This window comes from Binatus sp. (SeqCode), from assembly GCF_050013435.1.
Lineage (GTDB): Bacteria > Desulfobacterota > Binatia > Binatales > Binataceae > Binatus.
Genome location: NZ_JBEKFG010000010.1, coordinates 1 through 16,385 on the forward strand (window position 1 = coordinate 1; position 16,385 = coordinate 16,385).

12 protein-coding genes are annotated in these 16,385 nt (G+C 61.2%); 9 read left to right on the forward strand and 3 right to left on the reverse strand.

Features of this window, described 5'->3' with window-relative positions; translation table 11 throughout:
• The 5 genes from ABSB13_RS03340 to ABSB13_RS03360 form a co-directional block, all read left to right on the forward strand.
• Nucleotides 1–393, forward strand: a 393-nt coding sequence (locus ABSB13_RS03340; RefSeq protein WP_428105498.1) for an IclR family transcriptional regulator, incomplete at its 5' end; no start/stop codon positions are given.
• Between the two features lie 427 nt (nt 394–820).
• The gene (locus ABSB13_RS03345; RefSeq protein WP_428105500.1) at nt 821–1,567 is read left to right on the forward strand and encodes an electron transfer flavoprotein subunit beta/FixA family protein; all 747 of its coding nucleotides are present in this window, start codon (nt 821–823) and stop codon (nt 1,565–1,567) included.
• A gap of 39 nt (nt 1,568–1,606) precedes the next feature.
• Nucleotides 1,607–2,581, forward strand: coding sequence for an electron transfer flavoprotein subunit alpha/FixB family protein (locus tag ABSB13_RS03350; protein WP_428105501.1), 975 nt, complete (start codon nt 1,607–1,609; stop codon nt 2,579–2,581).
• A 29-nt stretch (nt 2,582–2,610) separates the two neighbouring features.
• Nucleotides 2,611–3,573, forward strand: a complete 963-nt coding sequence (locus tag ABSB13_RS03355; RefSeq protein ID WP_428105502.1) for an alpha/beta fold hydrolase — start codon at nt 2,611–2,613, stop codon at nt 3,571–3,573.
• 376 nt (nt 3,574–3,949) lie between these two features.
• Entirely contained in the window at nt 3,950–5,476 is a 1,527-nt protein-coding gene (locus ABSB13_RS03360; protein WP_428105504.1) for an ATP-binding cassette domain-containing protein, read from the forward strand.
• 458 nt (nt 5,477–5,934) lie between these two features.
• Here ABSB13_RS03360 and ABSB13_RS03365 read toward each other — a convergent pair whose 3' ends face one another.
• The 3 genes from ABSB13_RS03365 to ABSB13_RS03375 form a co-directional block, all read right to left on the reverse strand.
• Entirely contained in the window at nt 5,935–7,116 is a 1,182-nt protein-coding gene (locus ABSB13_RS03365; RefSeq protein WP_428105505.1) for a hypothetical protein, read from the reverse strand.
• Nucleotides 7,117–7,555: 439 nt separating this feature from the next.
• Nucleotides 7,556–8,185, reverse strand: a complete 630-nt coding sequence (locus ABSB13_RS03370) for a nitroreductase family protein (protein WP_428105506.1) — start codon at nt 8,183–8,185, stop codon at nt 7,556–7,558.
• A 46-nt stretch (nt 8,186–8,231) separates the two neighbouring features.
• Nucleotides 8,232–9,446 carry a CaiB/BaiF CoA transferase family protein gene (locus ABSB13_RS03375; RefSeq protein WP_428105508.1) on the reverse strand — a complete coding sequence of 405 codons (1,215 nt, stop codon included), beginning with the start codon at nt 9,444–9,446 and terminating at the stop codon, nt 8,232–8,234.
• 102 nt (nt 9,447–9,548) lie between these two features.
• On the opposite strand from ABSB13_RS03375, the gene ABSB13_RS03380 reads away from it, so the two are divergent.
• The 4 genes from ABSB13_RS03380 to ABSB13_RS03395 all read left to right on the forward strand — a co-directional run bounded on the left by ABSB13_RS03380 (nt 9,549) and on the right by ABSB13_RS03395 (nt 16,095).
• On the forward strand, nt 9,549–10,787 hold the full coding sequence (locus ABSB13_RS03380) for an efflux RND transporter periplasmic adaptor subunit (RefSeq protein WP_428105510.1): 1,239 nt from the start codon (nt 9,549–9,551) through the stop codon (nt 10,785–10,787).
• Nucleotides 10,788–10,804: 17 nt separating this feature from the next.
• Nucleotides 10,805–12,946: an ABC transporter permease gene (locus ABSB13_RS03385; protein ID WP_428105512.1), complete on the forward strand. Its 2,142-nt coding sequence runs from the start codon at nt 10,805–10,807 to the stop codon at nt 12,944–12,946.
• A gap of 397 nt (nt 12,947–13,343) precedes the next feature.
• Nucleotides 13,344–14,591 carry a DUF1329 domain-containing protein gene (locus ABSB13_RS03390; protein ID WP_428105513.1) on the forward strand — a complete coding sequence of 416 codons (1,248 nt, stop codon included), beginning with the start codon at nt 13,344–13,346 and terminating at the stop codon, nt 14,589–14,591.
• Between the two features lie 262 nt (nt 14,592–14,853).
• Entirely contained in the window at nt 14,854–16,095 is a 1,242-nt protein-coding gene (locus tag ABSB13_RS03395; protein ID WP_428105580.1) for a DUF1329 domain-containing protein, read from the forward strand.
• Nucleotides 16,096–16,385 lie beyond the last annotated feature (290 nt).

A 16,385-nucleotide genomic window follows, 5' to 3' on the forward strand; every position in this document is an offset into this window, starting at 1 on the left:
CGCATCACGCCGCCCATCGGAATTACCCTGCCGCTTCATTGTACGGCGGCCGGCAAGGCGCATCTTGCCTTCGACGCCGAGGAGCAGCTCAAGTCGGCGTTGCCCGAGACGCTGCGCCGCTTCACCGGTAGCACAATCGTCGATCGCGCCGCTCTGTTCGCGCAGCTCGAAGCAGTCGCGCGCGACGGTTACGCGGTGGATTCCGGCGAGTTCATCGAAGAAGTGTCGTCGGTCGCGGTGCCGATTCGCGACTACACGCGCTCAGTGGTCGGATCGATCGCGGTCGCCGGCCCAACCTATCGCATCGGCGCAGAGCGAATCGCCGCCGAAATCGCGCCGACCCTGCTCGAGGCCGGCCGCGAACTGTCGCGCCGCCTCGGCTACAACGAATGATCTTTTTGTGAAACCCTCCGTGGGTTCCACACCTCCTTGGGCAGGGCTCAGCCCTGCACCCAGTGTCCATCGCGAAATCCCGAGGACGGTCTTTCGCTCTCAGCCTTGAGAGAAAAGGACGCTTCGGCGGACTTTTCGATTAACAGTGGGTGCAGGGGTCAGCCCCTGCCGCCCACCGCGCAGGTGATTCTTCTGTCGCGCGGCAGGGGGTGACCCCTGCACCCGGTATTAGGGCCGCGCTCCGTTGTCGCGCGCGATCCCGTGCCAACGGCCTAATACCGTGCCGCGGTCGCCACGGCCATTAGCGTGGTTTGACTAACTGGCGGGGCGCTGTTAGAAATTTTTACGTTCCTCGGTTCTATTCCCGGGCAACCTCTGTGTTTTCGGATTCAACCGATGCATCAATGAACGCGTGGAGTTTAGTGCTTTGAAGATTCTAGTACCAATCAAGCGAGTTCCCGATCCCGCCACCACCATCCGCGTTCTCCCCGACGGCAGCGGCATCGCCACCGACAACGTCAAATGGGTCATCAACCCGTTTTGCGAAATCGCCATCGAAGAAGCGCTCCGCATCAAGGAGAAACAGACCGGCGAGGTCGTCCTGATCTCGGTCGGCCAATCCACCTGGCAGGAGCAATTGCGCACCGGCCTTGCGATGGGCGCCGACCGCGCAATCCTGGTCAAGACCGACGCCGCGCTCGACTCGCTCGCGATCGCGAGAATCATCGCGAAAATTGCCGGCGACGAGAAACCCGACCTCATCATACTGGGCAAGCAGGCCATCGACGACGACGCGAACCAGGTGGGGCAGATGGTTGCCGAGGTGCTGGGATGGCCGCAGGCGACATTCGCATCCAAGGTTGAGATCACGGCCGACAAGATTTCGGTCATACGCGAAGTTGACGGCGGCCTGGAGACAATCGCGTTCAAAATGCCCGCGGTCGTCACCGCCGACCTGCGCCTCAACGAGCCGCGGTACGCCTCGCTGCCGGGAATCATGAAGGCGCGCAAGAAAGAACTCAAAGAGATTGCGGCCGACAGCCTCGGCGTCGATCTCGCGCCGAAGCTCAAGATAAAGACTCTCGCCGCTCCGCCCAAGCGCCAGGGGGGACGCAAGATCGCGTCGGCGCAGGAGATGGTGTCGCTGCTTCACACCGAAGCAAAGGTTATTTGAACCCGATTTTTACGATTGCGAACGCCGGAGTGAATTGACATGGGTGACGTTCTGATTTTCGCGGAGCATCAGGGGGGACATTTCCCCAAAGCCACACTGACCGCCGTTCATGCGGGCCTCGACCTGGCGAAAAAGCGCGGCGGCAAAGCTATCGCGGTGGTGGCGGGCGAAGCGCCGGAGGCGGCCGCGGGCGAAATCGCCAAGTACGGCGTCGCCAAGGCGATCGCGCTGGCGCATCCCGCGTTGAAGAACTATCTCGCCGACGCGCACGCGCAGGCGCTTGCCGCATTGGCGAAAAAGGAAGGCGCGGAATTTATAATCGCGACGGCGACGGCGATGGGCAAGGACCTGTTCCCGCGGCTGGCCGCGCGCCTCGGCGCCGCGATGGCGTCGGAAATCACCGCAATCAACGACGACGGGACCTTCGTGCGCCCCACTTACGCGGGCAACGTGATGGCGACCGTCGAAATCGACGGACCAATCAAAGTATTGACGGTGCGCGGCACCGCATTCGACGCCGCCAAGCCAGGTGACAGCGCCGCTCCCGTCGAGAAGCAGAATGCCGAGATCGACGCGGGCGCACTCAAGATGGAATTCGTTTCGTTCAACGCGACCAAGAGCGATCGCCCGCAACTCACCGAGGCGCGCATAATCGTTTCGGGCGGGCGCGGCCTCAAGGCGGGCGAAAACTTCAAGACCGTGCTCGAGCCGCTGGTCGACGAGCTGGGCGCCGCGATGGGCGCGTCGCGCGCGGCGGTCGATGCGGGCTTCGTGCCCAACGATCTGCAAGTTGGACAAACGGGCAAGGTGGTTGCGCCCGAACTTTACATCGCAGTCGGAATTTCAGGCGCGATACAGCATCTGGCCGGGATGAAAGACTCGAAGGTCATCTGCGCGATCAACAAGGATGAAGAGGCGCCGATTTTCGCGGTCGCCGACTACGGCCTGGTCGCCGATCTGTTCAAAGCGGTGCCCGAGATGACCGAGGAAATCAAAAAGCTCAAGCATTCGTAGCCCGCGCGCGCGGGCCAAGAATAGTTTCGATGCCGGAACTGCAGCACAAATACGTCAACAGCAACGGCATCCGGATGCATTACGTCGAGCAGGGCGAGGGTCCGCTGGTGATCCTGTGCCACGGATGGCCCGAATCGTGGTACTCGTGGCGCCATCAGATTCCCGCGCTCGCGGCGGCGGGCTTCCGGGTCGTCGCGCCCGATCAGCGCGGCTACGGGCATACCGACGCGCCCGAGCCGATCGAGTCGTACAACATATTCAACCTGGTCGGCGATATCGTCGGGCTGGTCAACAGCCTCGGCGTCGAGTCGGCGGTGATCGTAGGCCACGATTGGGGCGCGCCGGTGGCGTGGAACTCGGCGCTGTTGCGCCCCGACATCTTTCGCGCGATCGCACTGCTCAGCGTTCCGTATTTTCCGCGCACTCCGATGCGTCCGACCGACGCGATGAAAGCCATGGCCGGCGACAAGAATTTCTACCAGCTCTATTTCCAGGAGCCGGGCAAGGTCGAGAAGGAACTCGACGCCGATCCGCGCCGCTCGATGGCGATGGTCCTCTACTCGGCGTCGGGCGACGTGCCGCGGACCGGGGAGTTATCAATCCTGTTTCCCAAGACGACAAAGTTTATCGAGACCGGCATCCTGCCCGACAAGCTGCCGCCGTGGCTCACCGAAGCCGACCTGGATTTTTTTGCCGGCGAGTTCAAGCGGGCGGGCTTTCGCGGCGGCGTCAACTGGTATCGCAATTTCGATCGCAACTGGGAGCTGACACCTTTCCTCGACGGCGCCAAGCTGCGCCAACCCGCCGTGTTCGCCGCCGGTGAGCATGACGTGGTCGGCAAAATGATCCCAGGCGGGTACGCGATGGCGGGTGCGTTCACTCCGAATCTGAAAAAGAAAGTGATCATCCCCGGCGCCGGCCATTGGGTGCAGCAGGAACGCCCTAAAGAGATCAACGAGATCCTGATCGAGTTTTTGCAGGGGCAGGGCTGAGCCCTGCACTCAGTGTTAAGGCCGCGCTCCGTTGTCGCGCGCGTCCCCTGCCAAGGGCTTAATACTGTGCTGCCGTCGCCACGGCCAGGGGTGACCCCGCAGATGTGAAACCCACCGTGGGTTTCACACTTCCTTGGGCAGGGGATGAGCCCCTGCACCCGCAGTGAGAAGGACGTTATGGCGCCCTCATCGGCGGCAGGGGCGCGGCGCGCCGGCACGGTTGATTCGCGGTGATCGCGCGGATAGTTTCGATATATCCCTCACTGGAGAGACTGAAGGCGTGCGGAAGTAACTACTCCATAGTTCGTGTCATCGGACAATCGCTCGCGCGGCGATTTTTTTCAATGCGCGTGGGCATTTTGGTGGAGCAGTTACGATGTTCGTACGATTATCAGGTCTCTGCTTTTCATATACCGATTCCGTTTCCATTCTGACCGACGTCACTCTCACGCTCGCGACCGGCTGGACGGGAGTGGTCGGGCCTAATGGCGCCGGCAAGACGACCCTGATCCGCCTTATCGGTGGCGATCTCGAGCCGGTGGCCGGCCATGTGCATCTCGATCCGCCCGGCGGGGCGATTCGAATTTGTGCGCAGACCGTCGAGACGCTGACACCCGAAATTGCCGCGTTCGCGCGCTCGACCGACGGCGTCGCGCGCCGAATCCATGGCGAGTTGCGCCTCGACGCTCTTTCACTGGAGCGATGGCCGACGTTGTCGCCGGGCGAACGCAAGCGATGGCAGGTCGGCGCGGCGGTCGGCGCCGAGCCGACGGTGCTGATGCTCGATGAACCGACCGACCATCTGGACGTTGAAGCGCGCGAGCTGCTGATCGCAGGCCTCGGGCGCTTTCGCGGCGTCGGAATCGTTGTTTCGCACGACCGTGCACTGCTCGACCGTCTCACGAGCCACACCGTGCGCGTGCATGACGGCACTGCACGCATCTGGCGCGGCTCGTACAGCGACGCGAAGCGCGCGTGGGAGGCCGAGGAGCGCGAGCGTCAATCGGAATACGAGCGCCTGAAGCACCATCGCGAGAACCTCGCGCGCCGGCTCGCCGACAAACGGCGTATGGCAACGTCGGCCGAAGCGGAGGCAAACGCGGGCACCCGAAAGCGCATGAAGTTCCGGGGTGACCATGACGCCACCAGCGCGCGTGCGAAGGGCAAAGCCGAGATGGCGTCGCGGAGAATTTCCCGCGACGCGGCTGTGCTGCGTGCGAACGTCGATCGCGTGTCGGAAAAGCTCGGCGCGTACAAGTTCAGCAAAGCGAAGGGACGCTCGATTTTTGTCAATTACACCCCTGCGCCGGTGGCCAAGGTCTTCACGCTCGACAAGGCCGCGATATTCGCCGGCGATGCGCGGCTGCTGGAAGACATTCATCTCGCGGTGCTGCGAGACGCGAAAATTCGCGTCGCCGGCCCCAATGGAATAGGCAAGAGCACGCTGCTGGCCGCGATGATCCGCGGATCCCACGTCGCCGCCTCGCGCATTCTCTATCTGCCGCAGGAACTCACCGCGCACGACGGTACCCTGATGCTCGACAAGGTCCGCGAGCTCAACGCCGACGAGCGCGGGCGCGTGCTCACGCTGGTCGCGGCGCTCGGCGTCGATCCCGACCGCTTGCTCGAGTCCGCGGCGCCGTCACCCGGCGAGGCGCGCAAGCTCGCGATGGCGTACGGGCTGGGGCGGCAGGTGTGGGCAATGGTACTCGACGAGCCGACCAATTATCTGGACATGCCGGCGATCGAACGGCTGGAGGACGCGCTCGTCGAGTATCCGGGCGCGATGCTGATCGTGACGCATGACGACGAACTCGCGCGGCGGTGCACATCGATCGAGTGGCGGCTCGACGGGCGCCGCGTCGAGGTGGCAGGGGCGCCGCGATTGACCCCGGAGATGTGAAACCCGCCTGGGTTTCACATCTCCTTGGGCAGGGGCTGAGCCCCTGCACCCGCAGTGAGAAGACGCGAAAATCTGCGCAGCGCATCTTTTCGCGACCACACTATAGAAGAGACCGCGCGCGACAACGGAGCGTGGCGTTAATACCGGGTGCAGGGCTCAGCCCTGCACCCGGTGTCCATCGCGAAATCCCGAGGACGGTCTTTCGCTCTCGGCCTTGAGAGAAAAGGACGCTTCGGCAGACTTTTCGATTAACAGTGGGTGCAGGGGTCAGCCCCTGCCGCCCACCGCGCAGGTGATTCTTCTATCGCGCGGCGGGGGCGCGGCGCCGGTGCCTTCGGCCGGGGAGGTCTCGGACAAAAGGAGGCCTACTGCGCTAATATTCTGCGCATCGTGCGGCTGATCGGTCGAATCGTTTATTTCTCAACTGCCGCGGCAGTCTTAGTCACCGTTTATGGCCCTTATGGTATCTTCACCACGGCCGGCGGAGGCGGGGCGAGAAAGGTGCAAGTTGACATCTCGCCCGGTGGAATGAATGGTAAAGCTGTTTCAGTAAGACCGGTCACTATCGCATAGGAGTTCTGATTGGAGCTGCCCCAGGCCACCATGCTGGTTTCGAATCCGGCGCCGGCGTTCGCCGCGTTGGTGCATGTCGGGTCGGTGGCGGCGTTGGTGATGCTGGCCCAAAGGTTGCTGGCACCGTCTGCAAATGCGCCGGGGCCATCATAAGGATCAAGAACCGCCGTGAAGTCGCAGGCCGTGTTGTTGGACGGAGGCACGCCGCTGCCGGGGACCTGGAGGTTATCATTGCTATTGAAGCTGAGGATTCCGGTGGCTGGGCCGCTCACGGGGATTGTCACCGACCCAAGAGCCGTGCCGTAGCCTCCCGTGACCCCGCCCGACTCATAATTTTCGACGTAGGCGATGAGGTCGTCCTGGTCGGCGCTGTACCCATTGCAAATGATTGAATGATTGCCAGAATACGGAGCCCGGCCAAAGGCGGTGGGTATCCCGCTTGGACCTGGCGACTGCTGCTGCATCGTCAAAGTGAGAACTGGTGCAGTCGGTGATGGGACCGTGTTGCCAAACAGCGTGGAGCCGCCGGCCATCTCCTGGATGGTGAATGCGAATGCCATACTGCCAGTGGGGGTGGGTCCAAGGGTTAAGTCGTAGTAGTTGAAGTTGGCGGTGAATTGCAGCAGCGCCATCCCTGGCGGCTCTCCCGCGGTCGTGACACTTGCAGCGGTGAAGTGGTTGCCACCGTCGAAGCACGGCAGAGCTCCTGTCAACGCCGCTTCTGCCGAGTAGCAGGTAGCAGGGCCCCCAATCATGCCGACGCCGGTTTCGAGGAATTGGATGTCGCCGTCGTTGTAGATCAATTCGCCGGTGATATTACTACAGCCTGCGGAGAACTGGATGACGCCAACGCCAACGATGGCGGTGAGCGCCCCGTTGTATCCCCCCGGCCCGACTATTCCCCCCGATCCACTCGCTGGGAGGGGGTTGGGTTCGGCTCCCTGCATCAGCATCGCGTAGCTGTGTCCGCAAAAGCCGGGGGATGGCGCCGGGACCGCACTCGCAATGGGCGCCGTCGCCAATGCCAGGCCACCAGCCAGGACTAGAAACAGAAGCTGCCTTTTCATACATCCTCCCTATTCTAACCGTCGATACCGAAGTTTAACTTTCCTGTAGCTTACCCATCTCTCAGATTCAGGGCCTGTCCCGAGCCGAAGGAAGCCATCCTTTCTGGTGGCGCGCGCTAGCACAGATGGAGACGGCGCGGCATCGAAATCTGTTCGTTCGCAGTCGATTAGCCTCTGCGTCCCGCAGTTGCGATCAGTCGATCGGTGACCCGAAGCGAGCGACACCAGGGAATCGAAGGATTTCCAATTTCCTATAGGCAAGTCTGGACCATACTCTAATAGTTTACCGTCCTGCAACTTTAGGTCATCGTCACAACTTTACGCTGAGGGTTTCTCAGCAGGGGTGACCCCTGCACCCAATGTTAAGGCCGCCCGCCGTTGGCGGGCGCGGGACCCTGCCAAGGGCCGAATAATGCGCTGCCGGCGCCGCCTTAGCGGGCTACAGATATTTGCGGCCCCATCGGTCGAGGAAAGTGACTTGCTCCAGCGGCGCGCGTGAGACTGGGCCGAAGTGTCCCATCGGATAACCTATCGGGATGATCGCGAAGGTCTGGGCCTTTTCGGGCAATCCAAGGATCTCGTCAACCTCTTTCTCGTAAAGCAGATGGCGCGTGGTCAGGGTTGCGCCCAGCCCCAAGGCGCGCGCGGCAAGCAACATGTTTTGCACGGCAGGGTAAATCGACGCCCCAGCTCCAACTCCACTTCCCGAATCGCCGTATAGGCAGCATACGATGAGCACCGGCGCCTCGTGCAAGTGTTCGGTGAGATGGTCCCTCGCCGCCAGCATCCGCTGCTTCTGCGCCTCAGTTTTGCCCGGAGGGGGCGGCGCCGCATGGAATCGTTCTTTGAGATCCTCGAAGGCGCGTTTATATCTGAGCTGAATCTGCTTTTTAATCTGGGGATCCTTCACCACGATGAAGCGCCAATGCTGAGTATCGCCACCGCTCGGCGCGCAGATAGCTGCCTCCAGGATTTCACGGATCAGTTCATCGGGGACTGGGTCCGGTTTCAGCCGGCGCATCGCGCGCATCGTCCGGATTGCGTCAAACAGGCTGATTTCTCGATCCATCTGGACATGCTCCTTTTTGCGCCGCTACCGGCTGCTCACTTCGGAGTTACGCGATGGTGCCGGAGGCGCGCAGGCGCTTGAGATCGGCGGGCGAGTAGCCGTGCGCGGCGAGGACTTCGTCGGTATGCTCGCCGGCCAGCGGCGGCCGCGTTATCCTGCCCGGCGTCGCCTCGAGCTTGGCGGCCAGCCCGGTGGTCAGGTACTCGCCGAGTTCGGGATGCGGCATCCGAAGCAGCATCGCGCGCGCGGCGGTCTGCGGATGCTTGAACATTTCTTCGACGGTGAGGATCGGCCCCGACGGGATGCCCTCGCGGTTGAACAATTGAATCCAATGCTCGGCGGGATGCGCGGCGAGCGCGCGATTTATTTCCAGGGTCAACGCGTCGCGATTTTTGAGCCGCCGCCCGCTGCTGTTGAATCGCTCGTCGGCGGCGAGTTCCGGGCGTCCAATCGCGGCGACGAGATGTTGCCACATCGTCTCGTTCCCGCATGCGATATTGAACGGCCGATCGGACGCCTGGAACGTGCCGTACGGCGATATCAGCGGATGATGGTTGCCGGCGGGCGCGGGAGTCACCCCGGTTTCGAAATAAATTCCCGCCGACCAGGTCAGGATGCTGACGATGGATTCGAGCAAGGAGGTCTCGACGCGCTGGCCGCGGCCGTCGCGATGGCGCGCCTGAAGCGCGAGCAGGATGCCTTGGGCGGAAAAAATTCCGCCGAGCAGATCGCAGATGGCGATGCCGACGCGGGTCGGCCCGCTCTCGGCGGTCCCGGTCACGCTCATCAGTCCCGACATCCCCTGCGCTATCTGATCGAAGCCGGGGAAATCGCGCATCGGCCCGGTGGAACCGAAGCCCGAGATGGAGCAGGTGATGATGCGCGGATTGCGTGCCGCGAGCGTTTCGTAGTCCAGATCGAGCGCTTGCATGACGCCGGGCCGGAAGTTGTCCACGACCACGTCGGCGGCGTCGATCAGGCGCATCAGGATTTCGCGGCCCTCGGGTTTTTTGATGGCGACTCTTAAACTTTTCTTGGAACGATTGGCGGAGAGAAAGAAGTAGTTGTCGGGACCCTTGCTGGCGCCCAGTTCGCCGCGGGGATTTTCGACCGGTTCGATCTTGAAAATCTCGGCGCCGTAATCGCCGAGGATTTGCGTGCAGAACGGACCGGCGAAATACCTGGTCAGATCGACAACTTTTATTCCCGCCAGCGGGGGTGGCTGTTCGGCCATGGGGGTAAACTTACTCGAAACTTCCATGGCGGAGCTACGTCTAAGAGAGGCACTAGTGTGTGTTAGTTTTGGTATTTCGTATTTCGTTGGAAACCAATGAACGATGGTTATAATGATTGAGCATCACCCATGAAATTGTCCAGTATGAAAAATAGCGCGTGGATGCTCGCGATCGCCGCGATCATCGCAGTCGCAGGGGCCTGGTATTTCTTCGGCCGGAGTTCGTCCGGGATGCGGATCGTTACCGCCAAGGCCACCGAAGGGCCGATCGTGCGGTCGGTCACCGCGACCGGGACGGTCAATCCGGTCATCGTGGTGCAACTCGGCACTTACGTGTCGGGACCGATCACCGCAATTTACAAAGACTACAACGCGGCGGTGAAAAAAGGGGAGCTAATCGCGAAAATTGACCCGCGGCCCTACCAGGTCACGGTCGATATTGCGCACGCGACGCTGGCGAACTCGATAGCGCAACTGGGCAAGGATAGCGCCGACCTCGCGTACAAGAAAGTCACCTACGAGCGCAACCTGGAGCTGTTCAAGGACGAGTCGGTCTCGAAAGACACGCTGGATTCGTCGTACAGCGCGTGGCAGGAGGACATCGCACAGGTCAACCTCGATCACGCCAACATCCAGCAGCAAACGGCCAACGTGAAGGCGGCCGAGTTGAACCTGAATTACACCAATATCGTGTCGCCGGTTGACGGCACGGTGGTCTCGCGCAACGTGGACGTGGGGCAGACCGTGGCGGCGAGCTTTCAGACGCCGACGCTGTTTCTGATCGCGCAGGACCTGACCAAGATGCAGGTGGACTCGAACGCCAGCGAGTCCGATATCGGCTACGTCAAGGAAGGGCAGAAGGCCACGTTTCGGGTGGATGCGTTTCCCGATCGCGATTTCGAAGGCGTGGTTGCCCAAGTTCGGCAGGCGCCGATCACGGTTCAGAACGTGGTGACCTACGACGTGGTGGTAAGCGTGGAAAATCCCGAACTGCTGCTCAAGCCCGGGATGACGGCCAATGTGATCATCGTGACGGCGTCAAAAGCCAAGGTGGTGCGGGTTCCGATCGACGCGCTGCGCTTTGCGCCGCCGGGAGAGCCGCCGGCGAATTCCGCCGCGCTGGATGGAGCGCCAGGCCAGCAGACTCGAGTCTGGGTTTTCGAGAATGGCAAAGTCACACCGGTCACGATCACCACCGGGCTCAGCGACGGAACCTGGGTCGAAGTCGCCCAGGGCGACGTGCAAGCGGGCGAACGCGTGGTGACGGACGAAGTGCGCAGTGCGGGATCGCATGGCGGGGGAGGGTCGCACAGCGGCGGCAGCGCCGGGACCGGTCCGGTGGGCGGAATGGTGCACATGCCCCACTAGCCGCGGGCGGTCATCCGATGAAAAGCGTGATTGAACTGGTCGAGTTGACCAAGACCTACGAGCTTGGCGAGGTCCAGGTCAACGCGCTGCGCGGCGTCAACCTGAAGATCGAGCGGGGCGAGTTCGTCGCGGTGATGGGCGCGTCGGGCTCGGGAAAATCGACGCTGATGAACATGCTGGGATGCCTGGACCGGCCCACCAGCGGACGCTACATCCTGGAGGGCGAGGACGTCGCGCGCCTGAACGAGTCGGAGCTGGCGACGATCCGCAGCCGTCGAATCGGGTTCGTTTTTCAGAACTTCAATCTGCTGTCGCGAACCTCGACGCTGGAGAACGTCGAGTTGCCGCTGTTCTATTCGGCGTGGACGGCCGACGGAGAGCATCGCGCCGCCGACCTGGTGAAACTGGTCGGGCTGGCAGGCCGCGAGCAGAGCCATCCCAATCAACTCTCGGGCGGGCAGCAGCAGCGCGTGGCGATCGCGCGCGCGCTGGTAAATCGCCCGTCGATACTGCTCGCCGACGAGCCGACCGGCAATCTCGACTCGACCAACTCGGCCGAGATAATGGACGTGCTCACCAAGCTCAATCGCGAACAGGGCCTCACGGTGATCGTGGTGACGCACGATCCGGATGTGGCGGCTTATGCGGACCGGATCGTCACGTTTCGCGACGGGGTGATCATCTCGGATACGCGAAAAGACGGGGTCGGCGCGCGCGGTGGCGCGAGCGTCCCGGCCGCTGCGCCGGGCATGGAGGCGGCGGATCGAACGGCATCGCTGCTGGACGAGGTGCGGACGTTTGCCAGCATGGCGGTGGTGGCGGCTGGTCGCGCGATCAAGCGCAACAAGCTGCGCGCCGCGCTCACGATGCTGGGTATATTCATCGGCGTCGCGGCGGTGATCACGATGGTGGCGGTGGGCGACGGGGCGCGAGCGTCGGTCGAGGCGCAAATCAACAGCCTCGGCACCAACCTGCTGATAGTGGTGCCGGGCGCGACGACCGCCAACGGCGCACGCGCGGGGCTGGGCAGCAATTCCACCCTTACGATCGGCGATGCGCAGGCGCTTGCGCGTAGCGGAGGCGCGGTCGCGCTGGTGACGTACATGGATCGGCAGGTGGCGCAGGTGGTCTCGGGAAATCGCAACTGGAGCACCAACATCCAGGGGACGACGCCGAGTTATTTTGCGATCCGAGACTGGCCGCCATCGATCGGACGCATCTTCACCGACGCGGAGGAAAAAGCGGGCGCGCCAGTATGCCTGCTCGGACAGACGGTGGTGAACAATCTGTTCGGCGAGGGGCAGAATCCGGTCGGCGCCACGATCCGGGTGAAAAACTCCCCGATGAAAGTAATCGGGGTGCTGTCAGTCAAGGGACAGTCGAGTTACGGGCAGGACCAGGACGACGTGGTAATCGTCCCGTTCAACACCGCAGAGCGCAAAGTGCTGGGCGTGTCGGCGCCGTCGGCAGCAGCCGCGCCCGCAGCGGTCGCCACGGCGAGCTCGACCAATCCTTACGCGTCGGTACCGACGACCAATTCGGTTTATAGCTCGACCACCGAAGCGAGCAACGCGTTCGGCGCCGCGGCGAAAATCACCGGCGTGGTTAATGTGATGTTTGTCAAGGCGAGCGGTTCCGACGAGGTGGACAACGCGGTTGCGCAAATCACGCGCATGCTGCACGAGCGCCATCACATCCAGCCCAAACAGGACGACGACTTTACGGTGCGCGATCTAAGCGAAATCGCGGCGGCGTCCGAGGGCGCCACGCAGGTGATGACGATGCTGCTGCTGGCGGTGGCGTCAATTTCGCTGCTGGTGGGCGGAATCGGAATCATGAACATCATGCTGGTGTCGGTGACCGAGCGCACCCGCGAGATAGGAATCCGCATGGCGGTCGGCGCGCGCCGCATCCACATCATGCTGCAGTTCCTGGTCGAAGCGATGCTGCTGTCGGCGATGGGCGGGCTGGCGGGAGTAATCTTGGGGATACTCGTGTCGAAGCTGATTTCAGCGCTGGCGGAATGGCCGACGCTGGTTTCGCCGACGGCGGTGATGGGCGGTTTTATTTTTTCGGCGGCGGTCGGAGTTTTCTTCGGCTATTACCCGGCGCGCAAAGCCAGCCTGCTGCATCCGATCGACGCTCTACGCTACGAATAGTTCAGGAGCGATGACGCTTCCGGGCATTGCCTGCCCGGGCAGGACGCCCCGGAGCGTGAGCGCTCGCGCATCGACATTAGTGAGGTGGGCAGAGATTTCTCACCTGCGGCGCGATGGTAAAGGCTACTCCGTAAGCGAATTAACCAGATAAATCAGGGGCTTAACGCCAATCCAATATCTCGAATGGGGCGATGCAGCAAAATAGCTGCGCCGCTCCGCGCTTTTTGTCGTCGACAAATCAGCCTGTAGAGTTAACGAACAATGGAATAAAATGAGAAAGATATACTTGACTTCAGAAAATCCTGAGATTATGAATTAGAGCTCTAAAGACTGATAGGAGACTAGATTAATGGTCAAACATGCTTTGAGGAAGATATTGCTGAGCATGGGGATGTTAATGCTGTTATGTCTTTTCGTGGCTTCAGCCAATGCGATAGTGAAGCCAGGCGACGTCATAACACCCGAAAACGCAGCGCAGGTGAAAGACCTGGTTTCGCCCGGGGTGTATTACGAAGTGACTCATGGAATGCACATGGATATCGTCCCGACCCAGCAGATCGATTGGCCGCCGCCTTACCGGGAGGCGACAGAAAAGTATTCCTCGCAGGTGCGGCTCTCAAACGATCATCGCAGTCTGATCGGCTATGTCGCCGGCCAGCCGTTTCCGCTGATCGATCCGAACGACCCTTATGTGGCGACGAAAATCGCATGGAACAATGTGTGGCGGCCCATCACGACTGATGACTACGACCTGCGCTTCTTCGATTGCCAGAGCCAGTACGTCCGTCCGGGCCAGGACCAGAATATAGTTCTGGATCTGGAGATCGGCCATTACGCCGGATACAACCTCTTCGGACGAGTCGAGGTCGAGCCGATGCCGGTCGATCCGGATTTCAAGCAGTCGGGGCGCATGTGGTTGTTCGGTCTGTACCCTTTTCTTTCGCCGGAGGCCCAGCGCGGCCAAGGCCTGATCCGCTATCGCTACGAGGATCCGAACCGTGGCGACGACGCCTGGGATTGGCAGCCCGGCACCCGTCGTGTGCGGCGCCTGAACGAGGCGATAAACAGCAGCGCGACGGGAGCGCAGACCTTCGATCCCGACCACTTCGCGGGCTTCAACCCCAAGACCGAGCAGTACACCTACAAGTTCCTGGGTGAGAGGCAGATGCTCGCGAGCGCGCATGCGCAACATTCGCCCGAAGATACTTGCCCCTACGATGGCGGTGCGACCGCATGCCCCGAGGCTTGGGAAATGCGCCACCTGTACATCGTCGAGGCGACACCGCGGCGCGATATCGGCGAGGCCGGCAGCGCGCTCGACAAGTACACCGACATCTATGTGGACACCGAATTAACATACGAGCCGTACATCGACACCTACGACCAGAAGGGCCATTTGTGGCGCTCGCACATCTACTGGCTGGCCTATCGTGACCGCCCGGTGCCGGATGCCCGCGTGGCGATCTATCCGTTCAAGCGGGAGTTCGTGGTGGGTTCGGCTTCGATCGACGTGCAGGGAAACTACTCGTCAATGTGTTACCTGCCCGGCCAGCACACGCCTGAGCGCGAATGCTGGTACATCAACATGGGGGCCGTCGACAAGGATTTCATCTCGGTGAAAGCGATGGTGGCCTCAGCTCCGTAAGCGAATTACCCAGAAAATTCAGGGGCTTAACGCCCCTCCAATATCTCGAATGGGGCGGTGCAGCAAAAAGCTGTGCCGCCCCACGCTTTTTACCGTCGATAGATCAACCGGTAGAGTTAAGGAACAATTTGATAATACGAAGAGGAAATGCTTGACTTCAGAAAATCCTGCGACTATCAATTAGGATTCTAAAGATGGACAGGAGACTAAACTAATGGCCAAGCATGCTTTGGGGAAGAGATTGCTGGGCGTGGGGATGTTAATGCTGTTATGTCTTTTCGTGGCTTCAGCAAATGCAGCAGTGAAGCCAGGGGATAGCATAACACCCGAAAACGCGGCGCAGGTGAAAGATCTGGTTTCGCCCGGCGTGTATTACGCAGTAACTCACGGAATGCACATGGACATCGTCGCGCCGGAGCGGATCGACTGGCCGCCGCCTTACCGGGAGGCGACAGAAAAATATTCCACGCAGGTGCGGCTCACCAACGATCATCGCAGCCTGATCGGCTACGTCGCCGGCCAGCCGTTTCCGCTGATCGATCCGAACGACCCCTACGTGGCGACGAAGATCATCTGGAACAACGTGTGGCGACCCATCCAGACCGATGACTATGACCTGCGCTTCTTCGATTGCCAGAGCCAGTACGTTCGTCCGGGCCAGGACCAGAACATGATCGCCGATCTCGAGATCGGTCATTACGCCGGATATAACCTCTTCGGACGGACCGAAGTCGAGCCGATGCCGGTCGATCCGGAGTTCAGGCAGTCGGGGCGCACCTGGTTGTTCGCTGAGTACCCGGTGCTTGCGCCGGAGAACATGCGCGGACAAGGAATAATCCGCTATCGCTACATGGAGCCGAGCCGCGGCGACGACAGCTGGGATTGGCAGCCCGGCACCCGTCGTGTGCGGCGCCTGAACGAGGCGATTCTCTCCAGCTCGACAAATGTGGTGACCTTCGATCCTGACCACTATTCAGGCTTCAACCCCAAGACCGAGCAGTACAACTACAAGTTTTTGGGCGACAAGCAGATGCTCGCGACCGTGCATGCGCAGCATTCGCCCGAAAACACTTGCCCCTACGATGGCGGTGCGACCGCATGCCCGGAGGCTTGGGAGATGCGCCACCTGTACATCATCCAGGCGGTACCCCGGCGCGATGTGCACGTGAATGCGCTCGAGAAGCTGGCCGACGTCTATGTGGATGCCGAACTGGATTTCCAGCCGTATATCGACACCTACGACCAGAGTGGTCACTTGTGGCGCGCGCACATCTTCTGGCTGGCCTATCGCGACCGCCCGGTGCCGGATGCCCGCGTGGCGATCTACCCGTTCAAGCGGGAGTTCGTAGTCGGTGCGGCTGCGATCGACGTGCAGGGTAACTACTCGTCAATGTGTTACCTGCCCGGCCAGCACTCGCCTGAACACGAATGCTGGTACATCAACATGGGGGCAGTCGACAAGGAATTCTGCTCGGTGAAATCGATGGTCGCTTCAGCACCTTAAGCGAGTCAATCCGATAAATCAGGGGCTTACGCCCCTCCAATAGCTCGAACGGGGCGGTGCAGCGAAAAGCTGCGCCGCCCCGCGCTTTTCTGCCGTCGGCAAATCAGACTAGATCAGTTTGTAGAATTAAGGAACAATCTGATAATATTCTGAGCCAGATACTTGATTTCAGAAAATTTCGCGACGCAGATTTAGAATTCTTAAGATGAAGGGGAGGTCATACTAATGGCCAGGCATGCTTTGGGGAAGATATTGCCGGGCGTGGGGACGTTAATGCTCTTATGTTTCAT

Bases quoted from the DNA above. Each gene is read 5' to 3' on its own strand.
- ABSB13_RS03385 (WP_428105512.1), top strand. From the start codon at position 10,805: ATGAAAAGCGTGATTGAACTGGTCGAGTTGACCAAGACCTACGAGCTT.
- ABSB13_RS03365 (WP_428105505.1), bottom strand. From the start codon at position 7,116: ATGAAAAGGCAGCTTCTGTTTCTAGTCCTGGCTGGTGGCCTGGCATTG.
- ABSB13_RS03350 (WP_428105501.1), top strand. From the start codon at position 1,607: ATGGGTGACGTTCTGATTTTCGCGGAGCATCAGGGGGGACATTTCCCC.
- ABSB13_RS03360 (WP_428105504.1), top strand. From the start codon at position 3,950: ATGTTCGTACGATTATCAGGTCTCTGCTTTTCATATACCGATTCCGTT.
- ABSB13_RS03355 (WP_428105502.1), top strand. From the start codon at position 2,611: ATGCCGGAACTGCAGCACAAATACGTCAACAGCAACGGCATCCGGATG.
- ABSB13_RS03370 (WP_428105506.1), bottom strand. From the start codon at position 8,185: ATGGATCGAGAAATCAGCCTGTTTGACGCAATCCGGACGATGCGCGCG.
- ABSB13_RS03390 (WP_428105513.1), top strand. From the start codon at position 13,344: ATGCTGTTATGTCTTTTCGTGGCTTCAGCCAATGCGATAGTGAAGCCA.
- ABSB13_RS03375 (WP_428105508.1), bottom strand. From the start codon at position 9,446: ATGGAAGTTTCGAGTAAGTTTACCCCCATGGCCGAACAGCCACCCCCG.
- ABSB13_RS03395 (WP_428105580.1), top strand. From the start codon at position 14,854: ATGCTGTTATGTCTTTTCGTGGCTTCAGCAAATGCAGCAGTGAAGCCA.
- ABSB13_RS03380 (WP_428105510.1), top strand. From the start codon at position 9,549: ATGAAATTGTCCAGTATGAAAAATAGCGCGTGGATGCTCGCGATCGCC.